The 19,228-nt window shown below is 67.0% G+C and carries 17 protein-coding genes; 11 read left to right on the forward strand and 6 right to left on the reverse strand.

The genetic code is table 11. The annotated features are described in order from the left end of the window. The first annotated feature begins 70 nt into the window (after positions 1–70). The 7 genes from CFB40_RS38780 (at position 71) to ppk2 (ending at position 7,666) form a co-directional block, all read left to right on the forward strand. Positions 71–244: a hypothetical protein gene (locus CFB40_RS38780; RefSeq protein WP_006495012.1), complete on the forward strand. Its 174-nt coding sequence runs from the start codon at positions 71–73 to the stop codon at positions 242–244. A gap of 225 nt (positions 245–469) precedes the next feature. After that, positions 470–655: a hypothetical protein gene (locus CFB40_RS23870; RefSeq protein ID WP_027791386.1), complete on the forward strand. Its 186-nt coding sequence runs from the start codon at positions 470–472 to the stop codon at positions 653–655. Between the two features lie 145 nt (positions 656–800). Further along, positions 801–2,921, forward strand: a complete 2,121-nt coding sequence (locus tag CFB40_RS23875; protein WP_089432566.1) for a peptidase domain-containing ABC transporter — start codon at positions 801–803, stop codon at positions 2,919–2,921. Beyond that, a complete protein-coding gene (locus CFB40_RS23880; RefSeq protein WP_179255300.1) occupies positions 2,918–3,922 on the forward strand; it encodes a hypothetical protein in 1,005 nt (334 codons plus the stop codon). The genes CFB40_RS23875 and CFB40_RS23880 overlap by 4 nt, the downstream gene beginning before the upstream one ends. A 12-nt stretch (positions 3,923–3,934) precedes the next feature. After that, positions 3,935–5,230, forward strand: a complete 1,296-nt coding sequence (locus CFB40_RS23885; protein ID WP_089432567.1) for an HlyD family secretion protein — start codon at positions 3,935–3,937, stop codon at positions 5,228–5,230. A 4-nt stretch (positions 5,231–5,234) separates the two neighbouring features. Then, complete coding sequence (locus tag CFB40_RS23890) at positions 5,235–6,626, forward strand: OmpW/AlkL family protein (RefSeq protein ID WP_089432568.1); 1,392 nt, start codon at positions 5,235–5,237, stop codon at positions 6,624–6,626. 89 nt (positions 6,627–6,715) lie between these two features. Continuing rightward, positions 6,716–7,666: a polyphosphate kinase 2 gene (gene ppk2, locus CFB40_RS23895; RefSeq protein ID WP_089427680.1), complete on the forward strand. Its 951-nt coding sequence runs from the start codon at positions 6,716–6,718 to the stop codon at positions 7,664–7,666. 55 nt (positions 7,667–7,721) lie between these two features. Here ppk2 and CFB40_RS23900 read toward each other — a convergent pair whose 3' ends face one another. The 3 genes from CFB40_RS23900 to CFB40_RS23910 all read right to left on the reverse strand — a co-directional run bounded on the left by CFB40_RS23900 (position 7,722) and on the right by CFB40_RS23910 (position 9,960). Continuing rightward, positions 7,722–8,012: an H-NS histone family protein gene (locus tag CFB40_RS23900; RefSeq protein WP_089427679.1), complete on the reverse strand. Its 291-nt coding sequence runs from the start codon at positions 8,010–8,012 to the stop codon at positions 7,722–7,724. Between the two features lie 262 nt (positions 8,013–8,274). Then, entirely contained in the window at positions 8,275–8,862 is a 588-nt protein-coding gene (locus CFB40_RS23905; RefSeq protein WP_089432569.1) for an IMPACT family protein, read from the reverse strand. Positions 8,863–9,102: 240 nt separating this feature from the next. Next, positions 9,103–9,960, reverse strand: a complete 858-nt coding sequence (locus CFB40_RS23910) for a LysR family transcriptional regulator (RefSeq protein WP_089429117.1) — start codon at positions 9,958–9,960, stop codon at positions 9,103–9,105. 127 nt (positions 9,961–10,087) lie between these two features. On the opposite strand from CFB40_RS23910, the gene CFB40_RS23915 reads away from it, so the two are divergent. After that, positions 10,088–10,666 carry a DUF4865 family protein gene (locus CFB40_RS23915; RefSeq protein ID WP_179255301.1) on the forward strand — a complete coding sequence of 193 codons (579 nt, stop codon included), beginning with the start codon at positions 10,088–10,090 and terminating at the stop codon, positions 10,664–10,666. Next, entirely contained in the window at positions 10,666–10,836 is a 171-nt protein-coding gene (locus CFB40_RS38785) for a hypothetical protein (RefSeq protein WP_174971639.1), read from the forward strand. The genes CFB40_RS23915 and CFB40_RS38785 overlap by 1 nt, the downstream gene beginning before the upstream one ends. A 76-nt stretch (positions 10,837–10,912) precedes the next feature. On the opposite strand, the gene CFB40_RS23920 is transcribed toward CFB40_RS38785, so the two are convergent. Together CFB40_RS23920 and CFB40_RS23925 are read right to left on the reverse strand one after the other, a co-directional pair. Continuing rightward, positions 10,913–13,114 carry a glycoside hydrolase family 3 C-terminal domain-containing protein gene (locus CFB40_RS23920; protein ID WP_089433299.1) on the reverse strand — a complete coding sequence of 734 codons (2,202 nt, stop codon included), beginning with the start codon at positions 13,112–13,114 and terminating at the stop codon, positions 10,913–10,915. Positions 13,115–13,589: 475 nt separating this feature from the next. Beyond that, positions 13,590–14,849, reverse strand: coding sequence for an oligosaccharide flippase family protein (locus CFB40_RS23925; RefSeq protein WP_089427676.1), 1,260 nt, complete (start codon positions 14,847–14,849; stop codon positions 13,590–13,592). 573 nt (positions 14,850–15,422) lie between these two features. On the opposite strand from CFB40_RS23925, the gene CFB40_RS23930 reads away from it, so the two are divergent. Then, the gene (locus CFB40_RS23930; RefSeq protein ID WP_089432571.1) at positions 15,423–17,279 is read left to right on the forward strand and encodes an alpha/beta hydrolase family protein; all 1,857 of its coding nucleotides are present in this window, start codon (positions 15,423–15,425) and stop codon (positions 17,277–17,279) included. Positions 17,280–17,447: 168 nt separating this feature from the next. Here the strand turns inward: CFB40_RS23930 and CFB40_RS23935 are convergent, their stop codons facing one another. Continuing rightward, positions 17,448–17,867, reverse strand: coding sequence for a hypothetical protein (locus CFB40_RS23935; protein WP_089432572.1), 420 nt, complete (start codon positions 17,865–17,867; stop codon positions 17,448–17,450). A 128-nt stretch (positions 17,868–17,995) separates the two neighbouring features. On the opposite strand from CFB40_RS23935, the gene CFB40_RS23940 reads away from it, so the two are divergent. Next, positions 17,996–19,222, forward strand: coding sequence for a polysaccharide biosynthesis/export family protein (locus tag CFB40_RS23940; RefSeq protein ID WP_089427673.1), 1,227 nt, complete (start codon positions 17,996–17,998; stop codon positions 19,220–19,222). Positions 19,223–19,228: the final 6 nt, after the last annotated feature.

Raw genomic sequence — 19,228 nt, forward strand, 5'->3', positions numbered from 1 at the left:
GGGATTAAAAGCCGTTTGTCTTTCAATGAAGGTTCTTTGCGTCATCTTTATTTTTTACGAGGAGAGAATGATGAAGGTCATGACGACGGAACAGGTCAGGAATGTGCATGGCGGCGGTGCGATCAGCTCGCTGGGTAGCCTCGCTGTTGACGCCGCGCCGGTGGTGACCGCGCTCGGCCAGTTCCTGCCGAGCCTCGGCAATTACCTGCAGAACCCGAAGACGTTCAATAACACCGGCAAGTAACCGCCGTGCGCGGGGAGGCGCCCCCCGCGCGAAATGCTGCGAAACAGAAGGAAAAGAATCGATCGCCGCAGTGGAAATAAAGCGAATCCGGAATGCATTATTTTCGGTTCGGGCGATTATCAGGAGGCAGGAGTGCCGGATTATCCCCGTAATAAAGTTGACGGCCATTGAGATTGCAATTGGCTGACGGTGGCGGGCATTCCGACAATATAAAGGCCACAACAAATGCGAGACATCACGGAAGAACAGGCCCGCCAGATTCGCGGCGGCGCGTCGCTTTACTCCAATTCGGCCGCCTATACGGTCGATCTCGTCAACCAGTCGATCGGGACCACGCTCCAGGGCCTGATGACCCAGTACCAGACCCGCGCCGTCGAACAGTTCCGGATGTCGCTCGGCTCGTCGCGCTGAGCGGCCCGCCCAGCAGCCGGTAACACCGATCTTCCGTCGCAGCCGGCAGCGTGCCGGCTGCGCCCATGCGTATCGCGCACGACCCGCCACGGGCCCGCTAGCGGCAGGCCCGGGCGGCGCGTCGTCGCGCCCCGGGTGCCCGACCATGCTCTTCAATACGCGTAAAGTCCGTCCGATCCTGCAGGACGAGGTGACGGAGTGCGGCCTGGCCTGCCTCGCGATGATCGCGTCGTGGCACGGGCGCGAAACCACGTTGCGCACGCTGCGCAACCGCTATCCGGTGCGGATCGATTCCGGGCTGTCGTTCTTCGACCTGATGGAGATCGCGAACGATCTCGGCCTGCGCGCACGCGGGCTGCAGTTCGACGCGGGCGAACTCGACGCGCTCAAGACGCCGTGCATCCTGCACTGGGGGATGAACCACTATGTCGTGCTGACGAAGGTCGGCTACGGCAGCGTGCACATCGTCGATCCCGCGCTCGGCGAGACGAAGCTGCCGCTCGCGCAGGCGCTCACGCACATCACCGGCTACGCGCTCGAGCTGAATCCGGACATCGGCTTCACGCGGGCGGGGCAGGCCGACCGGATCCGGCTGCGCGACTACCTCGAAGGGCTGACCGGCATCCGCAAGAGCCTCGCGATCGGCATCGCGGGCGGCGTCGCCGCGCAGCTCCTGCTGCTGCTCGGCCCGTCGTACGTACAGCTGACGATCGACGAAGCGCTGAAGAAGACCGACGTCGACATCCTGTACCTGCTGACGATCCTGTTCGCGATCGTGTTCCTGTTCGACACGCTGTATGCGAACCTCGTCGGCAACATCAAGAGCTACCTGCGCAACATCGTGTCGCAGCAGTTGTCGGCGAACATGGTCGGGCATCTCGCGCGGCTGCCGATCGGCTATTTCCTGTTCCACAACACCGGCGATTCGATCTCGCGCGTGTCGTCGGTGTCGGAGGTCGGGCGCTTTCTCGTCGATGGGCTGGTCGGCGCGCTGCTCAATATCGTCACCTGCACGCTGACGCTCGTGCTTATGCTGTACTACAGCCCGGTGCTGGCTGGCATCAGTCTCGCGGGGATGGTGCTGTTTGCGCTGAGCCGGCTCGCGATCCAGCCGCAGTTGCAGGACGCGATGTCGCAGATCCTTACGCGCGGCGCCGAGGCCGACGCGCTGCTGATCGAGAACATTCGCTCCGCGCACTCGATCAAGCTGCTGTCGGCCGAGACCGCGCGCAGCAGCCTGTGGGTGAACGCGTTCACGCAGAAGCTGCAGGCGATGCGCCAGCAGGAGCGGCTGCAGCTGCTGTTCGATGCGATCTCGAAGGGGATCGTGCACGTCGAGCAGCTCGTGATCGTCACGTACGGCGCGTGGCTCGTGATGCATGGGCAGAGCACGATCGGCGTGATCTACGCGTTCATCCAGTACAAGAACCTGTTCGCCGACAAGTTCATCGACTCGATCCAGCTCTACGTGCGCCGCAAGGTGTTGCAGGTGCACATGGACCGCGTCGCGGACGTGCTGCAGACCGGGACGGAGGAGCCCGCGCCGGACGCGGTCGTGCGGCCGATCGACGGTTTCGACGGCGCGCTGGCGATCCGCGCGCTGTCGTACACGCCGAAGGGCGGCAACCGCCCGATCCTGCGCGACATCGCGCTCGACGTGCCGGCGGGCGGCAAGATCGCGATCGTCGGCCGCACCGGCAGCGGCAAGACGACGCTGCTGAACCTGATCTGCGGGCTCGTGCGGCCCGAGCCCGGCACGCTGTTCGTCGGCGGTGTGGATCTCGCGGAAGTGAACCTGCGGCAGTACCGCAAGCATCTCGCGGCCGTCACGCAGTCCGACCAGCTGTTTCGCGGGACGATCCGCGACAACATCACGAACTTTGCGCCCGCGCCGCGGATCGGCGCGATGTTCGATGCGGCGAAGCTCGCGTGCATTCACGACGAGATCGAGCGGCTCGACCATCGCTACGACACGCCGCTCGGCGATACGCAGAAGTTCCTGTCGGCCGGCCAGATGCAGCGGCTCCTGATCGCACGCGCGCTGTATTGCGAGCCGCGCCTGCTGATCCTCGACGAATTTTCGTCGAACCTCGACCAGGCGACGACCCACGAGATCTGCCGCAACGTGCTGACGCTGCCGTGCACGATCGTGCTCGTCACGCACGACGCGTCGATCCTGTCGAGGGTCGACCGGATCTACGAGATGCAGGACGGCGTATTGACCGATGTGACCGACGCGTGGCGTTCGGCCGAGGAGACGCGATGATGCTCGGGCGACTCTTTCTGCTCAATCCGTTCTCGTACGCGTTCCTGGTGCGCCGCGCGGTGCGCGCCGTCGCGCTGCGCACGTCGCCCGCGCGCGGGCTGCGGCTGATGCGCTGGTGCTCGGGCGCATGCCTGCGCTGCTTTCCGTGCATTCGCGAGTCGATCGAGCGTGCGGTCGCGTTCATGCTGGGCACGCACCTGAACGACGATCCGCGGCGCGTGCGGGAAGTGGCGGCGGCGATCGTGCGCGAGCTGTTCGAAGCGGAGTTCGCGGGGCTCAAGCTGCGGTCGCACAGCCTTGAATCGATGAAGTCGATGATCGATGGAATGGCGTGCGACGGCGACGCGCAACTGCAGGCGGCGCTCGCGCGCGGCGGCCCGCTGATGCTCGCGGGGCTGCACTTCGGCAACCTGATGCTGTTCGTCACGAAGCTGCGCTTCATGATTCCCGACGACCGCAAGCTGATGGTGATCCTGCACCGCGATGCGCCCGGCGCGTTCTTCGACGATGCACTGCGCCTCGTCGCCGAATACGGCGCCGGCGAAGTCGAGTTCATCGACATCGAGGAGCGCGTGCATCTGCGCCGGCTGATCACGAGCCTGCGGCGCGAGGCGCCGGTATTCCTGCTGTTCTCCGACCTGCACGGCAAGTTCGGCAAGACCAACCGCTGCCGGCTCGGTGGCCGCTGGGTGCGGATGGCCGGTGGCGGCGTGAAGCTCGCGGTCGAGCAGGGGATTCCGCTGCTCGTCGCGTATGCGACCGGCGTGCCGTTCCGCGATCGCTGCGCAGTGCATTTCACCGAGCTCGCGGCCAGCCCGCTCGCACCGATGCTCGGTGCGGACGACGACGCGTCGCCCGTGCGCGCGACGCACCAGCGCATCGTCGACCGGCTCGAGCAGGCGCTCGTGCGCCAGCCCGAGCAGTGGCATTTCTGGGAACACTTCACGCCTTACCTGATGCCGGCGCCGCTGCTCGATGCGGCCGCGCGGCGTCGCTCCTGACGAGCCCGCCCCATGCCGACCTGGAATTCCGCCCTTCGAGAACAGAAGCCGTCGCGCAAGCTCGCGCGCGGCACGACCTTCGGCACCGTGATCCACGGCGTCGTCGACGTGCCGGTGTCGATGCGGTTCTTCTGCTACCTGTCGCTTGCGATGTTCGTGATGTTCGTGACCGCGCTCGTCGAGCTGAGCTATGCGAACACCGAGAGCGTATCGGGGATGCTGACGCCGCGCTCGGGGCTGATCGGCGTCAGCGCGCCGCCGGGCTGGGCCGTGCGCGACGTCTACGTCGGCAAGGACCAGCACGTGAAGGCCGGCCAGCGGCTGCTCGCGGTGACGCGCGACACGAGCTTCGTGAGCCAGGCGAACAACGTGCAGGGGCTGCGCGCCGCGCTCGACCGGCAGCGCGTCGAGGTCACGCAGCAGATCGACGCGGCGCGGCTCGAATACAAGTCGTCGGTGCAGCAGATCAACCAGCAGATCGCCGCGCAGGGTGAAAGCCGCGGGCTGATCGACCGGCAGATCCAGGACCAGAAACGCATCGTCGACGAGTACGGCGAACGGCGCGCACGCGTGAAGCAGCTGCTCGACGAACAGGTCGTGACGCTCGAGCAGTACAACCAGGTCAACACGCAGTACCTGCAGGCCGGGCAGGCGTACCAGGATCTGCTGCTGCGCCGCGCAGAACTCGCGAAGAACGCGATGAAGCTGCGCGGCGACCTCGACACGATGCAGAGCAAGTACGACGGTGCGAACGCGGAACTGAAGATCAAGCAGGAGGAGCTGAACGCGAAGGAATACAACATCGACGAGAACGTGAACCAGGTGCTGTACGCGCCGGCCGACGGGCAGATCGTGCGGCTCGACGTCGTGCAGGGCGGCGTGATCGACCCGCCGGGTACGCGCGTCGTCGAGATCCTGCCCGCGAAGGCGGACGGGCTGATCGCCGAGGTCTACATTCCGTCGTCGAAGGCCGGCTTCGTGAAGAAGGGGCAGGAAGTGAAGGTGGCGTACGCCAGCTATCCGGTCGAGAAGTTCGGCACGTATCGCGGCAAGGTGCTGTCGATCTCGCCGGTCGCGTTTTCGGCGAAGGAGCTGAACCTGCCGGGCGATGCCGCCGCGCCGCAGACCTACTTCAAGACCTGGGTCGAGCTGGCCGACCGCACGCCGGCATTCGAAGGGCGGCCGCTGTCACTGCGCGCCGGGATGATGCTGAAGGCCGACATCGTGCTGGAGCGGCGCAGCCTGCTCGAATGGCTGTTCGAGCCGCTATACCGCATCCGTCAGCGCCTGTTCGGCGTGCCGGCCTGAGCCGATGGCGAGCCGGGACAAGGACCGCCGCCGCGCGCGGCCGGGCACGGTGCGTCCGCTGTCGCGCTGGCTCGGCGCGACGCTGTTCGCGTGCGCGGCCGCCGCGCACGGCGCGCCGCAGCCGGACGGCGACGCTGCGCCACGCTGGCAGGCCGGCGCGGACGGAATCGGCTTCTGGCCGGGCGGCGACGCGGACGGGTTCGATGCGAGTGCGTGGGCGACTGATCCGGGGCCGGCCCGCAGCGGCCGCGGCGAGTCGGTCGATGTGTCGCCAGCCGATGCCGTACCGTTCACGGCACGCAAGATCACGCTCGGTCAGCGGACCCGCGGGGCGGGGCGCGCATGCGCGGCCACACGCGACGACGGCGCGGACGGCATCGGCTTCGACGACAACGGCTCGGCCGGCGGCTGCGAGCCGGCCGCGACACGCGATGCAACGGCGGATGACGCACCGGCGGGCGGTGTCGTCCACGCCGACCGGATGCCGTACGAACTGCATCCGATCGACCCGTCGCGGCTGCCCGATCTGCCGGCCGCCCAGGCGCCGCCGCTGCTGACGCAGCTGATGGGCGACGACCGCAACATGGTCGGCCTCGGCTGGCACTTCGTCGGCACGACCGGCCGATCGACGCCGGTGACGACGCACACGGACGCACTCGGGCTGAACAGCTTCCAGAACCGGGGTTCGAGCCTGTCGCTCAGCAATACGAACACGCTGGCTTTCACGTTCACCCACTTTTTCTCGGAGAACTGGGCGGCCGAACTCGGCGCGGGCATTCCGCCGGTGCTGACGCTGCGCGGGCACGGCAGCATCGCGTTGCCGCTCGACCGGATCTTTTCCGGCGTCCAGGGGCGCTTTCCGCTGATCGACCTCGCGAATACGCAAAGCAACCCGCTCGCGACCACGCGCGCGTGGCTCGGCTCCGTCGTGTTCAAGTACTACCTCGGCGAGCGCGAGGATCGGTTCCGCCCGTTTGCGGGCATCGGCATCAGCTATACGCGCTTCACGAACACGAACCTGAATCCCGTGTTCCAGCGCAAGCTCGCGTCGCTCGGCGGGCTGCTCGCGGCGGGCGCGGACATCGGCAGCCTGCAGTCGCTGCTGCTCGACCCGTCGCTGTTCCAGCGGATCTGGGACGCCGGCGGCGACCTGCTGCTGTCGGGCAAGACCAATGTGTCGGCCAAGGTGAAGAGCGTGTGGGAGCCGGTGTTCACCGTCGGCGCGAGCTACCAGATCACGCGCCAGTTCTGGATCACCGGCATGGTGACCTATATCCCGTTACGGACGAAGATTACGCTGGACATCGACCAGCCGAATCGGCAACTCGCATCGAACACGTTCGATATTTCCGCGAACCCCGTGCTGGCCAGCGTGCTGCTCGCGTTCCGCTTCTGACCGGCGCGCCGGCCCTTTTTTCATGAATTTGACGCGCGACACTGAGATAATGTCAGCGTTTGGCTGCGTCAATGATGGAAGGAGGCCCCATGGGCGACAACGATACCCGCACCGAGACCGACGACCGCACCGATATGGAATCGATGGAGGCGCGCCAGCGCCGTTTCGAGGAAGATCTGGTCGACGCCTACGACGAAGAGCTCGAGATGGAGCTCGACGATCGCCGCTTCGACGACAGCGACGACCTGCTGTTTTCGCAGGAGCGCCGCGAGGCGCGCAAGGAGTATTTCCGCGAGCTGTTCCGGCTGCAGGGCGAGCTCGTGAAGCTGCAGGACTGGGTCGTGAGCACCGGGCACCGGCTCGTCGTCATTTTCGAGGGGCGCGACGCGGCCGGCAAGGGCGGTGCGATCAAGCGCATCACGCAGCGGCTGAACCCGCGCGTATGCCGCGTGGCGGCGCTCCCGGCGCCGAACAACCGCGAACGCACGCAATGGTATTTCCAGCGCTATGTCGCGCATCTGCCGGCCGGCGGCGAGATCGTGCTGTTCGACCGCAGCTGGTACAACCGCGCGGGCGTCGAGCGCGTGATGAACTTCTGTACCGACGAGGAATACGAGGAGTTTTTCCGTTCGGTGCCCGAGTTCGAAAAGATGCTGGTGCGTAGCGGGATCCAGATCGTCAAGTACTGGTTCTCGATCACCGATCACGAGCAGGAAGTGCGCTTCCAGAGCCGGATCGAGGATCCGCTCAAGCAGTGGAAGCTGAGCCCGATGGACCTCGAGAGCCGCCGCCGCTGGGAAGCCTACACCGCCGCGAAGGAAGAGATGCTGCAGCGCACGCACATTCCGGAAGCGCCGTGGTGGGTCGTGCAGGCCGTCGACAAGAAGCGCGCGCGGCTGAACTGCATTCACCACCTGCTGCAACAGGTGCCGTATCACGAGGTGCCGCACGCACCGATCGACCTGCCGCCGCGCGAGCATCACGAGGATTACATCCGTCGACCGGTGCCGGACAACATGATCGTGCCGGACACGTACTGAGCGGCCGGCGCGGATTCGATGCGATGAAGGGACGCGCCGCGCCACGCGGCGCGCATTACTCCCGGATCAGGAACGCGGTGCGGTCGCGCCCGACGATCCATGCGGGTGCACGGCCGCGGCCGCTCCATGTCGCGCCGGTTGCCGGGTCGCGATACTTCACGCCGACGGTGAACAGCTTCGCGCGATCGCTGTAACCCTGCCCGAAGATTTCCCGCGCGGTCAGCGCGTAGCTCGTGACGAGTTCGCGTACCTGCGCCAGCACCGCATTGCGTTCGCGGCTCCGCGCCGCCTTGATGCGCCGATCGAGTTCCGCAAGCTGGGCTTGCAGTGTCTGCACTTGATGCATGCGTCCGTTATCCCGTAGCTGAATTTTGATTATTGGCGACGCGTGACGAACCGCACGGCGGCACACCCGGCCCTGGCGTGCCGACTCGGCCGGTGGCGGTTGCGTGCTGCCTGTGCCGGCCTGCGGATAAAACGTATGCGGCGCGAGTCGCCGGGAACCCGGTGAGATTAAGTGGCAGCGTGCGGTTTTTCTATCGGACGTATCTGATTTTTCGGCGGAATTTGCCGGCAGCAGGAACGACGGGGCGGCCGGTTGCCGCGCGTCACAGATCGGGAAAGCCTGATCGCCCTTGCGTCAGGTCGAACAACTCGGTCCGCGCGTTCGCGTCGGCGGTCTCGGGCAGCTTGATCACGAGCTTGACCGTCATCCCGTACGCGCTGTCCACCAGTTCATAACCGGCCTGTTCGATCCAGCGGCGCACGCGCGCCTCCTCGGGATAGCCGATCTCGATGGCGAGCCGCGTGTAGCGGATGCGCTCGACGCGCTCGGCATCGAGCAGCGCCGACGCGATTGCATCGGTGTACGCGCGCACCAGCCCGCCCGCGCCGAGCTTCACGCCGCCGTAGTAACGGACGACCGCGCCAAGCACACCGTCGAGATCGTGATGGCGCAGCACTTCCAGGATCGGCCGGCCCGCCGTGCCGGACGGCTCGCCGTCGTCCGACATCCCCGACTGGCCGCCCGCCAGCAATGCCCAGCACACGTGCGTGGCGGCTGGATGTTCGTCACGCAGGCGTTGCAGTGCCTGCATCGCGGCGTCGCGGTCTTCGACGGGAATCGCGTAGGCGATGAAGCGGCTCTTGCGGATCTCGAGTTCCCGGATGTAGGTGGTGGCGAGCGAGTACATCATGCGTCGCGACGGGGAAAGTGTAGGGAAATCAAGGTGATGATGGGTGTCGGTTCTTTGGGTGCTGGCCGCGCAGGCAGTGGCCAGCCTGAAGATTGAATATTACCGTGGCGCGCGTCGAAGCCTTTCGATGCCGTCAGGGCCCGATCCGGGTGAGGTGCCGGATGCGGAATGGCGAAGTGCCACTGTGCATGGTGCGGCAGCGGCCGTTCCAATTTTTTCTCCGATGGTTCAAGCGCGCTATCACCGCGCGCCGACCGACGACCGCAGCGCCGCGCCCAGCGTGCGCAGCGCTTGCCGGGCCCGCGCATCGGTCAGGTTCGAGTAGAGCACCACGTCGCGCGCCGGCAAGGGCGGCAGCCCGTATCGCGCGCCCACGTCGACCGTCCCGACGGGCGCCACGCGATGCCCGAGCGCGGCGACGGCCAGCCCCGCGGACACCGCCGCGCCGATCGTCGCCACGCCGCCGCCGACGAACACTTCAGTCCACGCGACACCGGCTTCGTCCAGCGCGCCGATCGCCATGTGGCGCACGCTGCACGGCTCGGCCTGCGTCGCGAGCCGCAGCGGTTGCGGCGGATGGTATTCGAAATCGGTCGCGGCCATCCAGCCGAACGACGCCGACAGCAGGGTTTCCCCATCGAGCCGCCGGCTGTCGTGCTGTAGCGCGACGGCGGCATCGAGCTGGCCGCGATCGAACGCATCGAGCACGTCGCGCGACGCGGCGACCCGGATCTCCAGCACGAGCCCGGGTTCCGCTTCGCTCATGCGCCGAAGCAGCATCGGCAGATCGGCGCCGACGGCATGATGGCTCACGCCGATCACCAGCCGCCGCTGGCCGGCGCCGAACGCGCCGACCGCACCCTGGTGAGCCGCTACGAGCTCGCGCGCGGGTTCCAGGAACGCGGTGCCGTCGGCCGACAGGCGAACCTGCCGCGGCGTGCGTTCCAGCAAACGGCGGCCGAGGCCGTCTTCAAGTCGCTTGATCTTCAGGCTCACGGCGGACTGCGTCGTGTCCATCGCCTCGGCGGCCCGCGTGAAGCTCTTGAGGTCGGCGGTCAGCACGAACGCCTGCACGGCTTCGATGTCGAGCGTTTTCATCACGCACTCATCCATTAATAAAACGAATCATTGAAATATTCTGCCATCGTCTTTTCAAATGATTCAAGGTCTTCTACGCTGTTCTCAAGCCGTTCGGAATCTCCCTTGTCAATCCCAGGAGTCGATCATGCTGACCGCGTACTACGTGCACCGCCTGCCGGCGGACTACGACCTCGATATCATTCGCAATCGCGTGCGCGAGCGCGGCAGGCTCTGGGACGACACGCCGGATCTCGTGTTCAAGGGGTTTCTGCTGCGCGAGGCGGGCCGCTACGGTGCGACGGAAAACGGCTATGCGTCGCTTTATCTGTGGCGCAATGAACAGGCGTTCGCGGGGTTCGTCACGGACGGCCGCTATCGGGTCGTGACGGACAGTTTCGGACGCGCGCCGATCGATGTGCAGGTCGCGCTCGATGCGCGCAAGGGCAGTGCGTCGACGGGACGCTTCGTGCGGCTGGAAGCCATCGACATTCCGGCGGACGCCGACCTCGATGCGACGCTGGCACAGGAGGTCGAGCGCAATCGCGACGTGGCGGCGCGGCAGGGTACGGTTGCGGCCGCCGTCAGCCTCGATCCGCTGCGCTGGCGGCTGACGCGCGTGCTCGTATCGGAGCAGGAGCGGGATGACGGCGGCGCGGGCACGGTGTACCAGGTTTTGCATCTGGCCAGGCCGTTGCTCGATACGCTCGAAGGGAGCGGGGTGTGATGGCCGGCGCTGCGTTCCGATCGCGGGCCGGGCCGGCGGGTGGGGCCTGCGGCCCGGCATCCGCGCGATTGCCGGCCGGCCTGGTGATCGCCGCGCATCTGGCCGGGATGGCGGCGGGGATCGCCGCGATTGCCGCGCTCGCGACGGTGCTGGCGCTGTTGTTCCGGTGAGGTGCGCGTTTGCGGATGAGTGAATACGGAAGCGCCGCGCACGACGCACGCGGCGCTTCCGTTCTTCCTCTACCGCTCAGTGCCCCTGCAACCGGATATCCCGCGACGATGCACCGACGTACACCGTCCCGCCCGGCACCACGCGCCAGCCGTTACGCGACGTATCCCACACACTCTGCATCCGCGGCGACACGGTCACGTGCACACGCCGCGCCTCGCCCGGATTCAGCCGGATCTTCTCCCAGCCGACCAGCCGCTTCGGCGGCTCGTCCTTGTACGGCACGCCGAGATAGACCTGCGGCGTTTCCGCGCCGGCAACGCGCCCGTCGTTACGCACCGTGAACGCGACGCTCAGCGATCCGTCCCATTGCTTCGACACCGACAGCCCCGAATACGCGAAGTGCGTGTACGACAGCCCGTAGCCGAACTCGAACATCGGCTTGATGTTGTGCGCGTCATACCAGCGATAGCCCATGTTCAGCTTTTCCGCATAGACGGGATCGTTGTCGAACGCACCGTTTTGCCCCCAGGCCGGCGAATCCTGATCGCGCGCGGGGAACGTGACGGGCAGCTTGCCGGACGGATTGACCGCGCCGAACAGCACGTTCGCGATCGCCTTGCCGCCGGCTTCGCCCGGATACCACGCCTCGACGATCGCGGAGACCCGGTCCTTCCACGGCATCAGCACCGGGTTGCCGCTCTGGACGACGACGATCGTGTGCGGATTCGCGCGCGCGACGGCTTCGACGAGGGCATCCTGGTTCGACGGGTTCGCGAGGCTCAGGCTCTGGAGATCACCGAAATCCTCGCCGGCCGGCTGCGCGACCACGACGATCGCGACGTCCGAGCGGCCCGCGAGTGCCGCGGCCTGGTCGATCTCCTGCTGCGTGTACGCGCGGAACGGCGACTGCTGATCGCTGTTGCCGGCATACGTGACCTGCGCGGCCGGTGCGAGCGCACGGATCGCCGCGACGATCGGCACGTCCACCTTCAGCCACGGATTGCGCCACCAGCTGCATCCCGTCGATGACCCGAACGTCAGGCCGCCGCAACCCGCGAACGATCCCGATACGGGGTCGCGCGTGTTGCCCGAGCCGCCGCCCGACAGCACGGCCGCATCGGCATGGCCGCCGATCACGGCGATACGCGACAGCGACGACGCGGCGAGCGGCAACTGGTTGCCGTCGTTCTTCAGCAGCACGATCGACTGCTCGGAAGCGGCCTGCGCGAATCGGTTGCCGGCCGCGAAATCGATCGTGCCGCCGCCCTTGGCCGGATCGTCCATCACGCCGACGCGGATCATCACCGCGAGCTTACGGCGCACCATGTCGTCGAGGCGCGCGGTCGACACCGAGCCGTTCGCGATCGCCTGCTTGACCGCCGCCGGCGTCAGGTACACGCTCGGCCCGACGTCTTCCTCCTCGTCGAGCCCGGCGTTGATCGCGGCGGCGGTGCTGTGCGTGGCGCCCCAGTCGGACTGCACCTGGCCCTGGAAGCCCCATTCGTTCTTCAGCACGTCGTTCAGCAGATGGGGGTTCTCGCACGCATAGGTGCCGTTCAGGCGGTTGTAGCTGCACATCACGCTGCCGGGCCGGCCGCGCTTCGCGGCGATCTCGAACGGCAGCAGGTACAGCTCGCGCAGCGTGCGTTCGTCGATCTGCGTGTTGCCGCCCATCCGGCCGTGCTCCTGCTCGTTGCCGGCGTAGTGCTTGATGGTCGCGATGACTTTCTGCCGTTGCGTGGCCAGCGTGCGTTCGGCGAGCAGGTCGCCGGCCAGCAGCGGATCCTCGCCGAGATACTCGAACAGGCGGCCGCCGCGCGGTTCGCGCGCGAGGTTGGTGCCGCCGGCGAGGCCCATGCCGAATCCTTGCGCGCGCAACTGGATCGCGACCTGCTTGCCGTAGTCGTACGACAGGCGGCGATCCCAGCTCGCGGCGACGGCGATCGTCGCGGGGAACGTCGTGCTGGCCTGCGACGTGCTGCCGGAACCCGTCGCCGAATCGACCATGTTCAGGTCGGGAATGCCGAGGCGCGGCACACCCTGGATGTAGCCGGCGCCGCCGCCCGGCACTTTTGACATTTCGTATTGCGAATGAATGAATTGAAGTTTTTCGTCGAGCGTCATCTTGCGCACGAGCAGGTCAGCGCGCCGAACCGCCGCAGCCGACGCGAATGCATCGGTCGCGTCGCCCTGCGCGTTGAAATCGGCGTCGCCCGCATAGGCGGTGGTGCAGAGGGTCGCTGCCAGCACGACGGCCGGCCAGAGTGTGTCCCGCATGTTGCTCTCCATGATCGTATTGCCGGTTGTTCGGATGATGTCTGGAGCTGCGCACGTCCGGTGGATTCGCACCGGACGCAATTGGCTGGCGATGCTGGGTGGTTGCGCGTCGGCATGCCGGGCCAGGCGGGGAATCGTTACGGCCGGTTGGGCCCGATCGAACATCGAGGACGGCGACGCGGACCGCCCGACGCTGCCGAATCGGATGTAGCGATTCTCTGCAGCGACCAATCGTACAAATGTAGTTTGACTACAGCATCGGTGTTTCTACCGATACGTGTGATCTTTATTTCGTAGGGGCGCGTAGCGGGGCGGAAAGACGGTCATCGTTCCCGATCGAGCGTGCGCGGAGGAGTAAGAAGTACCCGTGTGCGAGCGTGCGGAGGCGGCGGGCAATCAGGAGGCGCGTGGTCGCACGGTGCGGTTCGTTGCGCGCGCATCGAACGGAGCACCGTCGGATGCCGGCCACCTCGCGCTAGCCGCGTCGTGCGAGCGGACTGCCGGGAAGCGGAATCCCGGCGCGATAGACGACGGTGGCGAGTGCCGCGGCGACCGCCGCCTCGGCCGTCAGCACGGCGGCGGCTGCGCCCAGCTCGGCGAAGTACTTTGCGAGCACGGGTACCAGCACGATGTTCAGAACGCCCGATGACATCAGGATGCGCGTGAATGCGGACTTCATCCCGAGCGGCAGCATCGTCTGCACGCCGAACAGGTCGGTCATGCCGGCCATGAACGGAATGAAGGCCATCCAGCGCAGCACCTGGACCGTCGGTTCGTACGAAGGGCCATACAGGATGCGCACGGCGAGCGGCGCGCCGAAGAAGATCACGAGCGAGATGCCGAGCACCATCGCAACCTGCACGACGAACAGCTTGCGCAGGAACGAGAACGCATCGTTGCGCGCGTGCCGCATCAGGTAGTTGATGCGCGGATAGGTGGCGGCCTTCAGCGGTTGCAGCATGCTGAGCGCCGCACGGATCAGCTTGTCGCCGGCGGCGAAGTAGCCTGCCGCGACATTGCCCGATACGAAGCCGAGCAGCACGGTGTTGGTCGACGCATAGAACGCGATGGACGTCGACGCGAGGAACACCTGCCAGCCGCCTTTCAGCGATTCCGCGACGTCGGAGAACTCCACGCGAATGAAGTCGATTTCGCGCTGCGCATACAGGTAGATGGCCAGCACGATCGCGGATAGCGTCGGGACGGCTGCGTTGACGATCATCGCGCGGTCGATGTCCGCCGGGCTGTGCACGAGCGCGAACATCGCGGGCAGGCTCAGGATGCGGCCGATGAACAGGATCACGCTCAGCGCGCGCAGTTTCTCCATGCCCTGGAAATACCAGCCTGGCGTGAACGCCACGCCGGCCACCATGCCGAAACCGATCAGTAGCAGATCGCGGTCCTCGCCGAAGCGCTTGAACAGGAAAGTCAGCGCGACCAGCACGATGAAGCAGATCATGGCGATGCCGATCTGTGCGTACAACGTCGCCCAGAAGATACGGGAGCGCTCCGCGCGGTCGTCGCGGGCGAGCGCGATGCGCGGCGTGGCGGTCAGGTCGAAGCTGTAGCTCGTGCAGTTGGTCAGGTAGGCGATGACCGCGAGCGAGAACGCGAGTTGGCCGTAGCCTTCAGGCCCCAGTGCGTGCGTCAGCAGCGGTGCGATCAGCAGCGGCACCGCGTACATCGAAATCTGCAACGTCAGCAGCAGCAGGAAGTTCTTCTTGAGGTTAGACATTCGCTCGGTCGGCGCCGTGGGTGTCGCGGTGCGGCGGCATGGGGCCGCGGTGCGCGTGTGCAGCCGGTCGGCGCTGACCCGGATGCATGGGTGGGTGGCGCGTCCGGCGTCGCCGGGCACGGCCACATCATCGTATGGCGGCCATGATACCGGCGGCACGAGACGACTGTGTTCGCGAGCCTACCGTTCGCGGATGCCGTGCGCGCGGCATGCGTGGATCCCGACACCGCGCACGCCGTCGCGCGTCGTCGGATCGCGACAGTGACGAATCCATTTGTAAGCTGGCGCACCGAAGGACGCTCGAACCGGGTGCTTTAATCGAGTGCACAGTTTTGGTTCACGGCGCACGGGTTCCCGGCGCAGACCGTGACGGCGTGTCAGGCACACAACATCACCTCCCGCGGGCATGCGGGCAGGGCAACGGACGAAACAGGGCGGGCCGCGCAGGGGCGCGGACGGGGGCGCCGCCGTGTGTTCGCCGAGCAGTCGCACGATCGTGGAATCGCTCATTTCGGTGGAGCCGCCGGAACACGCGTCCGCGTCCGATAAAAATACCGATCCGAGGAGTACCGATTGAAGCCGATTACGTTCGGCAGCTGCGTGGGGTGGCTGCACGAGGGACAGACGACACAAGGGGTGGTCCTGTGCGAAGCATTGGGCCACGAGGCATCGTGGACGCACAAGTTCATGCGGGCGATCGCCGAGCGCCTTGCCAGTAACGGTGTCACGGTGTTGCGATTCAACTATCCGTGCAGCGGTGACTCCGCGGGCGACGATCTCGATGCCGGTCGGTATGCCGCGTGCATCGACAGCATTCACGATGCGATCGACATGCTGCGCGACCAGGTCGGTGTCGCGTCGCTAACGCTCGTCGGAATCCGTGCGGGCGCGCTGGTCGCGATGCTGGCCGCCGCAGGCAACGGCCAGCGCCCGTCGCCGCGCGTCGACGCATTGGCGGCGTTCGCGCCCGTCGTGCGTGGGCGTGCGTACCTCCGCGAGATGTCGTTCGTGCATCGGCAGTGGCTCGACATCACGTCGCCGGCCATTCGTGCCGCACATCGCGACGAACCGTGCATGAACGTGCTCGGGCACCGCTTTCCCGACGATTTCGTCGATGCGCTGAAGGCGGTCGATTTGTGCGACGTCGTGCGCGATGCAGCGACGTTGCCCGGCGCGATGCTGCTGATCGATCCCGATCAGGGGGACGGCCCTGCGTTGCGCGATGCACTGCTCGCTCGCGGCGTCGACGTGGCGACCGACTCGTTCCGCGAATGGTCGACGACGATGCTGGACGGCACGCGCTCGCGCTTGCCGCTCGACGCGATCGACACGCTCGTCAACTGGATCGCCGAACGGGCACCGCACGTGGCGACTCGCATCGACCCCGCGCGGCCGCTGGATCCGTCATGGAATGGCGAGTCGGCTGTCGCGCTCGACATGACGGACATGACCGAGCAGGTCGTCGCGGTAGGGCCGGACCGGGTGGTCGGCGTGCTGTGCCGTCCCGCCGATACGGGGCCGGCAAATCCCGTCGCGCCGGCACTCGTGATCGCGAACACGTCGACGAATCCGCGCAGCGGAGAAGGGCGCTTCAGCGTGCGCCTCGCGCGGACGCTCGCACGCGCCGGCGTGACGACGCTGAGGATCGACGTGCATGGCGTGGGCGACAGCGGGGTTGCCGCGCCCGACGACCAGGCGCCGGTCGTGTATTCACCGCAGTCGAGCGACGACGTGGCCGCCGCCGCCGACTGGCTGCGTGCACTCGGCTACCCGGAGGTGATCGCAACCGGCATCTGTTCGGGCGCCTATGCGGCATTGCATGCGGCCGTGAAGACGCCGTCGCTCGGCGGCGTGATCGCGATCAACCTGGCGCGTTTCGTGTGGCCGGCCGGGCTCTCGCTGGAGGCGGTGCAGAAGCAGCGGAACAATTCGGTGCGCGGCTACTGGCTATCGGTGCGCGACTGGAAAAAGTGGAAGGGCCTCGTGCGCGAACGGCGCGATTTGCGGCCGATCGTGGCGGCCGTCGCCGCCAATGCGATCGCGCGGGTCAGCGTGCCGTTGAAAGAGGCCGCCGCGCGCTTCGGCTGGAAGCCGCGCGCCGGCACACCACGCGGCGTGATGCACGTGCTGGCACAACGCAATGTCCGGACGACGCTGGTGTACGGCGCGCTCGATCCCGGCATCGACGACGTGCGGCGCCACTTCGGTGCGATCGAGCGCGCGTTCAGGCACTCGCGTCACGTGCGACTGCATCTCGAGCCGCAGGTCGATCACGCGGTGTACGGCGCGGTCGGCACGGACATCGTGATCGGGCTGTGCATGCAGGCACTCGGCCGTGATTCGGCGAGGTCGGTCGTGCGCGTCGCCGATCCTGCCACGCTCGACGCGGCCGCAGGGTCGTACGGGAGCGTGTCGGTCGGCAGGCCGTGACGTGCGCTGTGCCGCATGCGTTGCATGCAGCGGCGCGTTGGGGTGCGATCGCGCCCGCGTATGAAGATGGGCGTTCGGTGAGGTTGCTCACAGACGCGCCGTTTGCCGTGGTGTCCAATCCCTTATCGATGCATGCGCGGTCATGCCGAGGCATGACCGGCGGGTGCTTCAGTCCGGCTCGGCTGGCGCGTCATAGGGTGATTTCGCGTAGGGCGATGCGTACAACGTGTTGCTGCCCCATACGTCGTCGGCCGGTGTACTGGCCACCTGCGCGCGATGCGGGCGCGCCGGGACGAGCGGCCGGCGCAACGTGCTGTGGGCGCGCGGGTCGGGCTGGACGGCGGCGCTCGCGGCGGAACGCGTGAGCGCGGGTGCGGCAGCCGCGGACGCGGGCGCGGCAGGTTCGGCGGCCGCGCGTGCGACCGCCGCTTGCGCCGAACGTTGTGGCGGCACCAGGCCCGGTAGCGTCGACGACGCAAGGGACGGAGTGTCGGCGGGGCTGCTGGACAGCGTCTGCGCACCGGCGGCACAGACGAACCCGGCCGACACGATGCAGACGAACGACGAAAGCGATGAAGAGAAGTTCATGACGAATCGTATGGAGTGACGTGCGGTGAAGAGGGCGGTGCGGCGATGCAATGCGAGCCGCGCTGGGCAAGCGTAATGCCGGAATTCGCCGCGTTCGGCGGGTTACCGCACAGTTTTGGAAGGACATCATGTCAATCACCACGCAACCGGAATCGACGCTCGGCACGCCGAGGCCCCGTCGGGCCGACGCCCGTCGCGCACCGTGGCAGTCGCGCCTGGCGATCGCGGCCGCCGCGTGCGCACTGAGCGCATGCGCGCTGTCGCCCGGCATGACTTATCACCCGCCGGCCGAGCGCGACTCGAATGCGCGCGTGAGCGCCGACGCATCGGGATCGGGCGGCCTCGACGGCGTGCAGAACGTGTCGAGCGAGGATCTGATCGAGATCACGCCGGCCTTCGTCGCGCAACACCATGCGGGGCGGCCGGCCAACGTCGACGCGGAAATCCGCCAGCTGTTCGGCAAGCCGATGCCGTACACGATCGGCCCTGGCGATGTGCTGGGCATCGTCGTATGGGACCACCCGGAGTTGAACCTGCCGACGACGCAGACGGTCGGTGGCGGCGACGGGGTCGGCGCCAGCTCGGTCGCGACGGGCTATACGGTCGACGCGAACGGCAACGTGCAGTTCGCTTACGCGGGCCTCGTTCACGTGGCCGGGTTGACCGAGGCACAGGCAGGCGCGCTGCTGATGAAGCGGCTCGGCGAATACGTGCGCAAGCCGCAGCTCTCGCTACGCGTGCAGAGCTACCGCAGCAAGCGCGTCTATCTCGACGGCGAGGTGCGCACGCCGGGTCTGCAGATCGTCAACGACATGCCGATGACGCTGCCCGAGGCGATCGACCGTGCGGGCGGTTTCACCCCGACGGCAGACCGCTCGCAGGTTTCGGTGACGCGCGGCGACAAGACCGTAAACGTGAGCCTGCCCGCATTGATCTCGGCGGGCGTGAATCCGTCGAACATCCTGTTGCGCGACGGCGATCTCGTGCGCGTGCGCGCGGCGAGCGACGCGAAGGTGTTCGTGCTCGGCGAGGTGTCGCGACCCGCGACGCTGACATTGACCGACGGCCGGATGAGCCTCGGCGAGGCGCTCGGCGACACGGGCGGCGTAAGTCAGTACACGTCCGACGCGCGCCAGGTGTTCGTCGTGCGCCGTGGCCCGGACAACCGTCCGCGGGTGTACCACCTCGACGGCAGCTCGCCCGCGTCGTTCGCGCTCGCCGACCAGTTTCCGCTCGAGCGGCGCGACGTCGTGTTCGTCGATGCGTCGTCGCTCGTGCGCTGGAGCCGCGTCGTGAACCTGCTGATTCCATCGTCCGCGCAAGGTGCGCTGACGGCGAAGGCCATTTCGCCGTGATGCTCG

It is taken from the genome of Burkholderia sp. AU31652 (genome assembly GCF_002223155.1).
In the GTDB taxonomy this organism is placed as follows: Bacteria; Pseudomonadota; Gammaproteobacteria; order Burkholderiales; family Burkholderiaceae; genus Burkholderia.